This is a genomic window from Vibrio cyclitrophicus, from assembly GCA_023206055.1.
Taxonomy (GTDB): domain Bacteria; phylum Pseudomonadota; class Gammaproteobacteria; order Enterobacterales; family Vibrionaceae; genus Vibrio; species Vibrio cyclitrophicus_A.
The window spans coordinates 1364063-1376002 of sequence record CP065366.1; the positions used below are offsets into that span (position 1 = coordinate 1364063).

The window sequence follows — 11940 nt, forward strand, 5'->3', positions numbered from 1 at the left end:
CTTGTTGTGATCGAAAAGATTTGGTTTAACAATCACCCGTTAAAATACCTTCTCTGGCCACTGTTGTGGCCGTTGAGTCTGCTGTTCAAAATGATCAGCAGTCAACGTCGCGAAGCGTATCTCTCTGGGAATAAAGAAACCTATCGCCCACCTTTACCTGTGATCGTTGTTGGCAATATTACCGCGGGTGGAAATGGTAAAACACCGGTTGTGATTTGGTTAGTTGAGATGCTTCAGGCTCACGGCTTTAAACCCGGAGTCGTATCTCGAGGTTATGGGGCAAAAGCGCCAAGCTACCCGTTAATATTGGATGAAAACACACCTGCAGAACATTCAGGTGATGAACCTCGTTTGATTCGGAAGCGAACTGGTGCGCCAGTTGCAGTCGATCCTGTGCGTGCAAACGCGGTGAAAGCATTGCTGAGCAAAGGTGTTGAGGTGATTATCACTGATGATGGCCTTCAGCATTACGCGCTTGAACGCGATATTGAATTTGCAGTTATCGACGGCGCTAGGCGCTTTGGTAGCGAGAGTTTGATTCCTTTAGGCCCATTACGAGAGCCTGTATCTCGTTTAGAAGAGGTCGACTTTCTGGTTAACAATGGTGGTAAAGCGCATGGGAGAGAGTTCTCGATGTCTTTGCTTCCAAGCCAAGCGGTTAACCTGAAAACAGGTCAGAAAAGGTCTGTGGCAGAATTACAGAAGCTGGTGGCTTTTGCCGGTATTGGCCACCCACCGCGCTTTTTCAAAACATTGGAAGATCTTGATGGTGATGTGGTTTTCACACAAGGCTTCGCTGACCATCAAGATTTTGATAAAGATGAACTTCATGCCTTAGCTAAGAAAGGTATGAATCTGATTATGACAGAAAAAGACGCTGTAAAATGTGAAGAATATGCTCAAGATAACTGGTGGTATCTTCCAGTTTCTGCGCAGTTCAATGAAGATTCGCAACAGCAAATTTTAAAAAGAATAAAAGAGGTTTTGGAATACTATGGATCACCGTCTACTTGAGATCGTTGCTTGCCCTGTATGTAAAGGTAAACTAACTTTTGACAAGGATAAGCAAGAGCTTGTTTGTAAAATTGATCGCCTTGCTTACCCAATTAAAGAGGGTATTCCTGTTCTTTTAGAACCTGAAGCTCGCACCGTTTCTATGGATGAGGGTAAGTAATGTCTTATACGGTTGTTATACCTGCAAGATACCAATCGAGCCGTTTACCAGGAAAGCCTCTTGCTGACATTGGTGGAAAGCCAATGATTCAATGGGTATACGAACAGTCAATGAAAGCAGGAGCCGATAACGTTATTATCGCAACCGACGACGCTCGAGTTGAAAAAGCGGCTAAAGCATTTGGCGCGACCGTTTGTATGACATCTCCGAATCACGAATCAGGTACAGAGCGTTTAGCTGAAGTGATTGAAGTGATGAAGATTCCTGATGACCATATTATCGTGAATGTTCAGGGGGATGAGCCACTGATCCCACCTGCAATTATTAATCAGGTTGCGAATAACCTCGCGAACAGCACAGCACCGATGGCGACCTTGGGTGTGGAAATTACTCATGCTGATGAAGTGTTTAATCCTAATGCTGTTAAAGTTGTGACCGACAAAGACGGCTATGCTCTGTATTTTAGCCGAGCAACCATCCCTTGGGATCGCGATGCTTACGCTAACAATGGTACGGCTGCGGAGTCTCCTTTACTACGACACATTGGTATCTATGCTTACCGAGCTGGGTTTATCAATACGTACATTAATTGGGAGCCTAGTACGCTAGAACGTATAGAGTGCTTGGAGCAATTGAGAGTGCTTTGGTACGGCGAGAAAATTCACGTAGACGTAGCAATGGAAGCTCCTGCAGCTGGCGTGGATACTCCTGAAGATTTAGAAGCGGTTCGTGCCATTATTGGTTAAGCTTCTTTGAGTCTCCATACAGGATCTCTAAGCCTCGTCAATGACGGGGCTTTTTTATATCAAGACAAAGCCGGAGCGAGTCTTATTGACCTAAGGTGATTGATATTGAGTCGGTTGCATTCGTTGATGCATCATCAAGTTTGAATTATCTGAGATTTACCTCGCTCGACTTTCAATTTTTCTCTATAATATGCCGCCTACAAAGTAGTGGCTAATTGCTAGTACATAATAAAACTTACGACAAAACGTGGAGTAAAAGATGCCTTCTCAAAGCCCAGTGATTACGGTTGATGGACCAAGTGGTGCAGGTAAAGGTACCCTGTGTATGTTGCTAGCAGATAAGCTAGGCTTTCATCTTCTAGACTCAGGCGCGATCTATCGCGTATTGGCTTTAGCAGCAATTCACCATGGTGTGGACACTGAATCAGAAGATGCTTTAGTACCTCTTGCAACTCACTTAGACGTGCAGTTTATTGCTGAAGGCGACTTAGTTAAGGTTATCCTAGAAGGCGAAGATGTGTCTGGTGAGCTTCGTAAGGAAGAGACTGGTATGGCGGCTTCAAAAGTGGCTGCCTTACCTCGCGTTCGTGAAGCACTGCTTCGTCGTCAACGCGCATTCAATGCTGCTCCTGGTTTAGTAGCTGATGGCCGTGATATGGGAACGGTTGTGTTTCCTGAAGCTGAAGCCAAAATATTTTTAGATGCAAGTGCTGAAGAGCGTGCGAGTCGCCGCCTTAAACAGTTGCAACAGAAGGGGTTAGATGTTAAATTTGACGACCTTTTGAGCGAGATCCAAGAGCGAGACGATCGAGATCGTAATCGCCCAGTGGCGCCACTTCGCCCTGCAGAGGATGCTCTAGTGCTTGATTCCACCTCAATGAATATTGAGCAGGTAGTAGAAAAAGCACTACACTATATTGAATCGAAACTGGCTGGGTAATTTCGCCGAGCTAGTACGAACGTTGGTCGCAAGGATGATGACCGGCGAATTTATCAACCCCATGCGGTAGGATACCCATGGACGTTTAATTATTGAAGATTAAATAATGACTGAATCTTTTGCTCAACTCTTTGAAGAGTTTCTATCTGAAACTGAATTCCAACAAGGCAGCATCGTTAAAGGTACTGTAGTAGCTATCGAGAACGGTTTCGTTCTTGTAGATGCTGGTCTTAAGTCTGAATCTGCTATCCCTGCTGAACAATTCAAGAACGCTGCTGGCGAACTTGAAGTTGAAGTTGGTGCTGAAGTAGACGTAGCTCTAGACGCTGTTGAAGATGGTTTCGGTGAGACTCAACTTTCTCGTGAGAAAGCTAAGCGTCACGAAGCTTGGATCGTACTTGAGAAAGCTTGTGAAGAAGCTGAAACTGTTGTTGGTATCATCAACGGTAAAGTTAAAGGCGGTTTCACTGTTGAACTTAACGGTATCCGTGCTTTCCTTCCAGGTTCTCTAGTAGACGTACGTCCTATCCGTGACACTGCTCACCTAGAAAACAAAGAGCTAGAGTTCAAAGTAATCAAGCTAGACCAGAAGCGTAACAACGTTGTTGTTTCTCGTCGTGCTGTTATCGAATCTGAAAACAGTGTTGAGCGTGACGAACTTCTTGAAACTCTACAAGAAGGTACTGAAGTTAAAGGTATCGTTAAGAACCTTACTGACTACGGTGCATTCGTTGACCTTGGCGGTGTTGACGGTCTTCTACATATCACAGATATGGCTTGGAAGCGCGTTAAGCACCCATCAGAGATCGTTAACGTTGGTGACGAAATCCTAGTTAAAGTTCTTAAGTTCGATCGTGAGCGCACTCGTGTTTCACTAGGTCTTAAGCAACTAGGCGAAGATCCATGGGTAGCAATCGCTAAGCGTTACCCAGAAGGTCACAAGCTTTCTGGTCGTGTTACAAACCTAACTGACTACGGCTGCTTCGTTGAAATCGAAGAAGGCGTTGAAGGTCTAGTACACGTTTCTGAAATGGATTGGACTAACAAGAACATCCACCCTTCTAAAGTTGTTAATGTTGGCGACGAAGTTGAGGTTATGGTTCTTGATATCGACGAAGAACGTCGTCGTATCTCTCTAGGTCTGAAACAGTGTAAAGCTAACCCATGGCAGTCATTTGCAGAAATGCAAGCTAAGGGCGACAAAGTTACTGGTAAGATCAAGTCTATCACTGACTTTGGTATCTTCATCGGTCTAGAAGGCGGTATCGACGGTCTTGTACACCTATCTGACATTTCTTGGAACGCTGCCGGCGAAGAAGCTGTACGTGAATACAAGAAAGGCGACGAAATCTCTGCTGTTGTTCTAGCAGTAGATGCAGAGCGTGAGCGTATTTCTCTTGGCGTTAAGCAAATGGAAAACGACCCGTTCAACGCATACGTTGCTGACAACAAGAAAGGTGTTCTTGTAAACGGTACTGTTACTGCAGTTGATGCGAAAGGCGCTACTATCGAGCTAATCGAAGGCGTTGAAGGTTACATCCGCGCTTCTGAAGTTTCTCGCGACCGTATCGAAGATGCATCTCTAATCCTAAGCGTTGGCGACAGCGTTGAAGCGAAGTTCACTGGTGTAGACCGTAAGAACCGCGTAATCAACCTATCTATCAAAGCTAAAGATGAAGCTGATGAGCAAGAAGCAATGGCTTCACTGAACAAGTCTGAAGAAGGCGCGTTCGGTAACGCAATGGCAGACGCATTCAAAGCTGCTAAAGGCGAATAATAGCTTCTCATTAAGAGAATTATAGCTATCTAGCCAAGAAAGGAGCCGTAAGGCTCCTTTTTTTTTGCTTATTTTTCCGATAGGTCTATAATTTCTAAAAAGAAAACCAACGAGGGTAACTATGACTAAGTCTGAATTGATTGAAAGACTATGCGCTGAGCAAACGCATCTTTCTGCAAAAGAAATTGAAGACGCTGTAAAAGACATTTTAGAGCATATGGCTTCAACACTAGAAAGTGGTGATCGAATCGAAATTCGCGGTTTTGGCAGCTTTTCTCTGCATTATCGTGAGCCTCGTGTTGGACGTAACCCAAAGACTGGTGACAAGGTTGAGTTAGAAGGTAAATACGTTCCTCACTTCAAACCAGGTAAAGAGTTACGTGAACGAGTAAACTCAGGAATGTAGCCTACTTATCGGAATTAAGAAAAGCGGCATACTATAATGTATGCCGCTTTTTTATGACCATAATATGGTGGTCTGATTAGTAATTTTCCTGCATAATCGTACAGCTAACCAACCAATGAGTGATGAACTATGAAAATTATAAAAATAGTCGCCGTTATCGCACTTTTCCTAATTGCACTGGCTTTAGGCTCTCAAAACCAAACAACTGTGAATTTCAACTATCTGCTTGCACAAGGTGACTTCCACCTATCAAGTTTATTAGGGGTTGTATTCGTTTCAGGCTTTGGCCTTGCTTGGTTAGTCTTTGGTAACATGCACATGCGGTCTCAGCTAAAAATTCATCGCTTGAAGAAGCAACTCAATAAGCAATCAAAGCAGGTCGCTGCTGATACTAAAGCTTAAAGGCTATATTTGATGTTAGAGTTACTGTTCTTACTTTTGCCTATCGCAGCCGCTTATGGTTGGTATATGGGTAATCGTAACGCTCAGCAAGAAAAACAAAAACAATCACACCAGATCTCCCGTCAATACGTGACGGGTTTGAACCTATTACTGTCAGACCAATCTGACAAAGCGGTTGATCACTTCATAGAGCTACTTCAAGTAGACAATGAAACCATCGATACTCACTTGGCTTTGGGCAACTTGTTCCGCTCAAGAGGCGAAGTCGACCGCGCTATTCGCATTCACCAAAATCTTATCTCTCGTTCAGGATTAACGCTCGATCAGAAAAACCTCGCACTGCAACAATTAGCTAAAGACTATATGGTCTCTGGCTTTCTTGACCGTGCCGAAAAAATCTTTGAACAGCTTGTAGAAGAACCTGACCATAAAGAGGGTGCTCTGCAACAGTTGGTTGCTATTTATCAGCAAACACGTGAGTGGAACAAAGCTATCCATTACGGAAATATTTTAGTCAAACTCGGTAAGAAGAAAATGAAGATGCGTGCCACAGTCGCGCATTTCTGGTGTGAGCTTGCGATGCAAGAGCAAGCCGATGGCAATCGCTCTAAAGCGCTTCAGCATTTTAAAAAGGCACTTTCTGAAGACCCCAAATGTGTCCGTGCTAGTATTGCTTTAGGCAAGTTTCATTTAGCGAACGAAGATTACCAAAAGACCATCGATTGTCTTGAATCGGTACTCGAGCAAGATATCGACTTCATTAGTGAGGTGTTGCCAACCCTTGCTGAGTGTTACCACAAGCTTGGACAAGAAGCTCAACTGGTCGAATTCCTTAAAGCGTGTATCCAGAAGAAAGCCGGTGTCTCTGCGGAACTGATGCTGGCACAATTGGTTGCTCACCATGAAGATGTAGGCTCAGCTCAAGAGCTACTGACAAAACAGCTTGTTAAAAACCCAACCATGAAAGGTTTTTATCGATTAATCGATTATCACCTAGCAGAAGCAGAAGAAGGTCGAGCGAAAGATAGCTTAACCACGCTTCAATCCATGGTTGGTGAGCAGCTTAAGGTTAAGCCTCATTACCGTTGCCGTCAGTGTGGTTTCTCAACACACTCAATGTATTGGCACTGCCCTTCATGTAAAGGGTGGGGGACGATCAAGCCTATTCGTGGGCTTGATGGTGAATAGATTTGTGGTCATTTTAAGACCAAATTTTTAATTGCAGCTTTCGGGCTGCATTTTTATGACTGTTATTTATCACCCGCTATGTGTAGGTGAGTAAATATTTTGTAGAAAGTTAACTGCGTTAGGAGATGAAATGAACGACCAAAAAATCATTGTAGCCTTGGATTATGACAACCAAGCGGATGCGTTAGCCTTTGTTGATCGTATTGACCCAGCATCTTGCCGCTTAAAAGTCGGCAAAGAGATGTTTACCTTGTTTGGCCCTGAATTTGTTCGTGAATTGCATAAACGTGGTTTTTCAGTCTTCTTAGACCTAAAGTTCCACGATATCCCGAACACATGCTCAAAAGCCGTTCGTGCCGCCGCTGAATTAGGCGTATGGATGGTTAATGTACACGCCAGTGGCGGCGAACGTATGATGACCGCTTCGCGTGAGATCTTAGAACCATATGGTAAAGATCGTCCATTGCTAATCGGGGTGACGGTACTAACCAGCATGGAGCAATCTGATTTGGCGGGTATTGGTTTGGATCTTGAACCACAACAACAAGTTATGCGTTTGGCTTCTCTGACGAAAAACTCAGGTTTAGACGGTGTGGTATGTTCTGCACAAGAGGCTTCTTTGTTGAAAGGTGCACTTGGTCAGGAGTTCAAACTAGTGACTCCGGGTATTCGCCCTGTGGGCGCTGATGTTGGTGACCAGAAGCGTATCATGACGCCTTCTAAAGCGATTGAATCAGGTTCTGACTACCTAGTTATCGGTCGTCCAATTACTCAAGCTATAGACCCTGCTGCGGTTCTTGCTGAGATTAACGGTACTCTAGCTTAAGTTTCTCTTATAGCTAGCGATACGAATAAAGAAGGTCAGCAAATTGCTGGCCTTCTTGTTTGTTTTCGAGAAACAGAATTCGTTTGGACTAGACTGGCTTAATTTAAACTGGCGCACCACTATGGAATTTAAAGTCGCTGTCTTCTGAAGTAATAAGGTCAGCTTCTACTTGAGCAAAGTGTGCGATACGTTCAGAGATATCTTTCCCTGCGATTTGCTCTGCTAGCTCAAGGTAATCTTGATAGTGACGCGCTTCTGAGCGAAGTAGAGACACGTAAAACTTCTCCATGTCTTCTTCTAAGAAAGGAGCCAATTTAGCGAAGCGTTCACAAGAACGAGCCTCAATAAAGGCGCCGATGATCAGTTTGTCGACCAGAGCATCAGGCTCGTATGTCTTTACTTGTTTGATCAATCCTTTCGCGTAACGACCGGCTTCGATCGGTTGGTAAGTCACGCCTTTCTTCTCCATTAATTCCATTACTTGATAGAAGTGGTGGAGTTCCTCTTTAATCAACAGCACCATCTTATCGATAAGGTCAGCGCCGTAATTACAGCCTTCTTTTGCTGTGATCTGTTTTGAAACGTTGCTCTTGCCACGAAGTGACTCTAAATCACCAATGCGACGGTAAGCAAATTGCTCGTATGGCAAGATCCATTCGTTTAATTGCTTGGCACTTTCTTTATCTACCGCGTATTTACGGATAAGGAATAAAGCGCTTTGAGCAGCCTTGAGTTCACACAACATGTGGTCGCGCAAAATGATGTGGAGGTTTTCTGGCTTTTTGGCTTCATCGATCCATGAATCTGGCGTTTCGGCTTTAAGAAAGGAATGAATTGGAGCTAATAGTTCTTGATACATGGTCGGGGCAACTTTGTTGATAATGCGGGATTTTATCACAGCTCACTAGATCTCCCTATACGGAGAAAGGAAATTAACTAGGTACAAAAAAGGCCGCCTATTTAAGTAAATAAGGCGGCCTTTTCTTTTTTGGGTTAGACGATTACCATTTCTTCTTCTGACCGAAAAGGGCGTCCATATCGTCTTCTCGCTCTTTAGATTCCATCTGCTGTAAATCTTGAGCGTTTTTGTCTTGGCGTTTCTGATCAAGCTCGTTGAGCATCTGTTGAAGCTTTTCTTTGGCTTGATTAGAGTACGAATCGTTCTTAGTCGCTAAAGCATCAATACCTTTGCGTAATAGCTGAATTGCTGTTCCCGGTTGTCCGCGAGAAATCGAATCGTTTGCACGTTTGATGACATTTTCAATGTTGATGCGAATTTGAATTGTCTCTAGACGAGCATTCTCAACAACATAAGCTTGGGTCTCAAAGCGGCCTTTATTGTGCTCGTTGCGCACCGTATCACGCAGGCGCTTAACTAACTTAAGCATCATGATCGCTTGCTTGTCACTACTTGGCACGCGGAAAGCCGTGCTCTCGCCACCTTTGTAGTTCTCTTTAAGCTGAGTGATTTGCTGTTTTACACTTTCAATGCGTTGGGCAAGTTGCTTATTTTTTGGATCGAGTTGATACATATTTTCTAATGCATCAAGAATTCGATTGTTTAAGCATACAAGGAGATCTTGGCTAAACGGCATGTGGTGAGCGTTGCCAATCAGTTCTTCTGTACCGTCAATAATGGTTAGATAACGAGAAGCTTCCTGTTTCTTCGCTGTTTCTACCTTAACTTTATATTGAAGCATGATGTTGTAGCCTAAAACTAACACCAAAAGAACGGCTACTAAGACGATGATTAAACCAATATTCATATATTTGAGTCTGCTTATTATTTTCTATAGCTAACTGGAGAGGATACACGATTCCATTGTGTATCGGCACTCGTAAATTGCAATTTCTGATTATCTCTTGTTGAGCGAAATCGGCAATCAAAACTTACCAACTAATGTATGAGAATGAGGGTTGGGTTGCAAAGCGTTAGTGATATTTTTGTTTGTTAAGCTAGAAAAACTCAATTTTCCTGTCATTTTTGTGTTCTAAGCGTTATAACTATTAATTATATTACACGAGACTATAACGCTCTCTTTGCAAATAAGTTAGCACAGAAATGAGTAAAGGATTACGAGGTTAGATATGAAGTTACAGCAACTGAAGTACATTGTTGAGGTTCTAAACCATAACCTAAATGTTTCAGCTACAGCAGAGAGTTTGTACACATCTCAGCCTGGCATTAGTAAGCAAGTTAGATTACTTGAAGACGAATTAGGCATTCAGATTTTTGAGCGTAGCGGCAAGCATCTAACGCAGGTAACCCAAGCGGGTGAGGATATCATTCGTATCTCTCAAGAGATTTTGGCGCGCGTTGAAAGTATTAAAGCGGTAGCGGGTGAGCACACTCATCCAGAGATGGGTACATTGAATATTTCAACCACTCATACTCAAGCTCGTTATGCACTGCCTGATGTGATTAAAGGTTTCACTGCGCGTTACCCTAAAGTATCGCTTCACATGCACCAAGGCACGCCAAGCCAAATGTCAGAAGCCGTCGCTAAGGGTACAGCGAATTTTGCGATTGCAACGGAAGCGCTTCATTTATATCAAGACGCGATTATGCTGCCTTGTTATCACTGGAATCGCTCGATTGTTGTTACTAAAGATCACCCTCTAGCGCAAAAGAAATTAGTGTCAATTGAAGATCTTGCCGCCTATTCTCTAGTGACTTACGTCTTCGGCTTTACGGGACGCTCAGAACTCGATACCGCGTTCAACAAAGTTGGTCTAACACCTAGGGTTGTGTTTACCGCGACCGATGCTGACGTAATCAAAACCTATGTGCGTATGGGCATTGGTGTTGGTGTAATCGCAAGTATGGCGATTGACAACGAGCAAGATACTGATTTGGTTGCGATTGATGCGAGCCATCTATTTGGTGCGAGTACAACCAGCATTGGTTTTAGAAAGGGCACCTTCTTACGTTCTTACATGTTCGACTTTATGGAGCGTTTTGCACCACATCTAACTCGACCTGTTGTTGAGCAAGCAATTTCTCTTAAATCAAATGATGAAATTGAAGAGATGTTTAAGGATATCGAACTGCCGGTTCGTTAATCTCATCGTGTAGATCTAGATTATTATTCGGCCTGTATCTATAGGCCGTTTTTCTTTCTGGTTTCGAGCTTTCTTTGCTGCCCTCTTTATATCGAGCCTTTCCATTTCCGTTTGTTGCCCCTACAATCCACGCATCATAGGGGGAAGCATGCATTCACGATTTACAATTCTCGACTCATTCTTGTTAGAGCACCAAGTCTATTGGCGTTCAGAGCCTTTTCACCTCTGTCAAACTCAGCAACAGCCATGGGCTGATGTGAATCGTCCTCTTGTTGATTGGTTGGATAGTTTGAGTATCGAGAGAATTCAGACTCTCAAAGAACAACCGCAAGACTTGCTAGCTGAGGTTACGCGCTTCCTTCCACAGTTAGAGAAAGCCAATCAAAATATCCAGTTCAATCAAACTGCGCTTGTTGGGATCGATCTTCCGCGCGGAACTGCCGATGGTATTCCGGGTAGAAAGCTACAACAAATTGTTGCGATGGGAGAGGCTTCTCTTGAGCATCACCAAGGGCAAGAGTGGCTGGAATGGTGCTCTGGTAAAGGCTTTCTTGGTCGAATTCTATCTCAGCAATCTGACCAAAAAGTCACGAGCTTTGAATGGCAGCAATCGTTATGCGAAAGTGGACAAAAAATTGCTGATGACCAGAAATTAGAGATGAACTTTGTTCAAGGCGATGCTTTTTCAGAAAGCGCAGGTGATGTGTTTAATTCAAACCAACACGCTGTCGCTCTTCACGCTTGTGGCGACCTTCATGTCGAGTTAGTGAAAAAGTCGGTATCACATGGGCTTCCAGCAGTGACCATTTCCCCATGTTGCTACCATCTTATTCGTGATGAAACCTATCAACCGATGTCATCTGTCGCGAAAAGCTCGGCATTAGTATTGAGCAAGAGTGATTTAAGAATTCCACTTCAAGAAACGGTCACCGGTGGTGAAAGAGTCAAGAGACATCGTCAATTAGAGATGAGTTATCGTTTAGGCTTCAGTAAATTGCTCAAAGCCGAATTTAATATCGATGAATACATCCCAGTACCGAGCATCAAAAAATCAGAGCTATCTGAAGGGTTTGAATCATTTTGCCAGTGGGCTTCTGAAGTGAAAGAGATAACACTTGGTTCGGATATCGACTTTGAATCCTATCTTGCTCAAGGCGAGACGCTCTTCTGGGAAATGGAGAAGTTGAGTTTAGTTCAGCAAGTCTTTAGACGACCATTAGAGGTATGGCTCGCTTTGGACCGAGCTATTTACTTGCAAGAGCAAGGCTATGAGGCAACCATCGAAGAGTTTTGTGAGCGGACTGTCACGCCTCGAAACCTGTTGATTCATGGGGTTAAGAGCGACCGATAAACCACACAAGTATAAGATAGATCGTTGTTCATAGCTCACGAGCGATAGTGCTACAGATACAAAAAAG

At 43.7% G+C, this 11940-nt stretch carries 13 protein-coding genes; 11 read left to right on the forward strand and 2 right to left on the reverse strand.

What is annotated here, in order from left to right:
* The first annotated feature begins 6 nt into the window (after positions 1–6).
* The 9 genes from lpxK to pyrF all read left to right on the forward strand — a co-directional run bounded on the left by lpxK (position 7) and on the right by pyrF (position 7459).
* Positions 7–1014 (forward strand): tetraacyldisaccharide 4'-kinase, encoded by a 1008-nt coding sequence (lpxK, locus tag ITG09_06110; protein ID UPR53195.1) that lies wholly within the window; start codon positions 7–9, stop codon positions 1012–1014.
* Entirely contained in the window at positions 995–1174 is a 180-nt protein-coding gene (locus ITG09_06115) for a Trm112 family protein (protein ID UPR53196.1), read from the forward strand. Before lpxK ends, ITG09_06115 begins: the two co-directional genes overlap by 20 nt.
* Positions 1174–1920 carry a 3-deoxy-manno-octulosonate cytidylyltransferase gene (kdsB, locus tag ITG09_06120; GenBank protein UPR53197.1) on the forward strand — a complete coding sequence of 249 codons (747 nt, stop codon included), beginning with the start codon at positions 1174–1176 and terminating at the stop codon, positions 1918–1920. Before ITG09_06115 ends, kdsB begins: the two co-directional genes overlap by 1 nt.
* A gap of 259 nt (positions 1921–2179) precedes the next feature.
* Complete coding sequence (gene cmk / locus ITG09_06125) at positions 2180–2860, forward strand: (d)CMP kinase (protein UPR53198.1); 681 nt, start codon at positions 2180–2182, stop codon at positions 2858–2860.
* 106 nt (positions 2861–2966) lie between these two features.
* The gene (gene rpsA, locus ITG09_06130; protein ID UPR53199.1) at positions 2967–4637 is read left to right on the forward strand and encodes a 30S ribosomal protein S1; all 1671 of its coding nucleotides are present in this window, start codon (positions 2967–2969) and stop codon (positions 4635–4637) included.
* A gap of 121 nt (positions 4638–4758) precedes the next feature.
* Positions 4759–5043 carry an integration host factor subunit beta gene (gene ihfB / locus ITG09_06135; GenBank protein ID UPR53200.1) on the forward strand — a complete coding sequence of 95 codons (285 nt, stop codon included), beginning with the start codon at positions 4759–4761 and terminating at the stop codon, positions 5041–5043.
* 129 nt (positions 5044–5172) lie between these two features.
* The gene (locus ITG09_06140) at positions 5173–5445 is read left to right on the forward strand and encodes a DUF1049 domain-containing protein (protein ID UPR53201.1); all 273 of its coding nucleotides are present in this window, start codon (positions 5173–5175) and stop codon (positions 5443–5445) included.
* A gap of 12 nt (positions 5446–5457) precedes the next feature.
* The gene (lapB, locus tag ITG09_06145; protein UPR53202.1) at positions 5458–6633 is read left to right on the forward strand and encodes a lipopolysaccharide assembly protein LapB; all 1176 of its coding nucleotides are present in this window, start codon (positions 5458–5460) and stop codon (positions 6631–6633) included.
* 130 nt (positions 6634–6763) lie between these two features.
* Positions 6764–7459 (forward strand): orotidine-5'-phosphate decarboxylase, encoded by a 696-nt coding sequence (gene pyrF / locus ITG09_06150; protein ID UPR53203.1) that lies wholly within the window; start codon positions 6764–6766, stop codon positions 7457–7459.
* Between the two features lie 103 nt (positions 7460–7562).
* Here pyrF and ITG09_06155 read toward each other — a convergent pair whose 3' ends face one another.
* Positions 7563–8318 (reverse strand): tRNA-(ms[2]io[6]A)-hydroxylase, encoded by a 756-nt coding sequence (locus ITG09_06155; protein UPR53204.1) that lies wholly within the window; start codon positions 8316–8318, stop codon positions 7563–7565.
* A 142-nt stretch (positions 8319–8460) separates the two neighbouring features.
* A complete protein-coding gene (locus ITG09_06160; GenBank protein ID UPR53205.1) occupies positions 8461–9225 on the reverse strand; it encodes a DNA repair protein in 765 nt (254 codons plus the stop codon).
* A gap of 322 nt (positions 9226–9547) precedes the next feature.
* On the opposite strand from ITG09_06160, the gene cysB reads away from it, so the two are divergent.
* A complete protein-coding gene (gene cysB, locus ITG09_06165) occupies positions 9548–10522 on the forward strand; it encodes an HTH-type transcriptional regulator CysB (protein UPR53206.1) in 975 nt (324 codons plus the stop codon).
* Positions 10523–10670: 148 nt separating this feature from the next.
* Positions 10671–11873 (forward strand): methyltransferase, encoded by a 1203-nt coding sequence (locus ITG09_06170; GenBank protein UPR53207.1) that lies wholly within the window; start codon positions 10671–10673, stop codon positions 11871–11873.
* Positions 11874–11940: the final 67 nt, after the last annotated feature.

Bases quoted from the DNA above. Each gene is read 5' to 3' on its own strand.
- ITG09_06115 (UPR53196.1), top strand. From the start codon at position 995: ATGGATCACCGTCTACTTGAGATCGTTGCTTGCCCTGTATGTAAAGGT.
- kdsB (UPR53197.1), top strand. From the start codon at position 1,174: ATGTCTTATACGGTTGTTATACCTGCAAGATACCAATCGAGCCGTTTA.
- cmk (UPR53198.1), top strand. From the start codon at position 2,180: ATGCCTTCTCAAAGCCCAGTGATTACGGTTGATGGACCAAGTGGTGCA.
- rpsA (UPR53199.1), top strand. From the start codon at position 2,967: ATGACTGAATCTTTTGCTCAACTCTTTGAAGAGTTTCTATCTGAAACT.
- ihfB (UPR53200.1), top strand. From the start codon at position 4,759: ATGACTAAGTCTGAATTGATTGAAAGACTATGCGCTGAGCAAACGCAT.
- ITG09_06140 (UPR53201.1), top strand. From the start codon at position 5,173: ATGAAAATTATAAAAATAGTCGCCGTTATCGCACTTTTCCTAATTGCA.
- lapB (UPR53202.1), top strand. From the start codon at position 5,458: ATGTTAGAGTTACTGTTCTTACTTTTGCCTATCGCAGCCGCTTATGGT.
- pyrF (UPR53203.1), top strand. From the start codon at position 6,764: ATGAACGACCAAAAAATCATTGTAGCCTTGGATTATGACAACCAAGCG.
- ITG09_06155 (UPR53204.1), bottom strand. From the start codon at position 8,318: ATGTATCAAGAACTATTAGCTCCAATTCATTCCTTTCTTAAAGCCGAA.
- ITG09_06160 (UPR53205.1), bottom strand. From the start codon at position 9,225: ATGAATATTGGTTTAATCATCGTCTTAGTAGCCGTTCTTTTGGTGTTA.
- cysB (UPR53206.1), top strand. From the start codon at position 9,548: ATGAAGTTACAGCAACTGAAGTACATTGTTGAGGTTCTAAACCATAAC.
- ITG09_06170 (UPR53207.1), top strand. From the start codon at position 10,671: ATGCATTCACGATTTACAATTCTCGACTCATTCTTGTTAGAGCACCAA.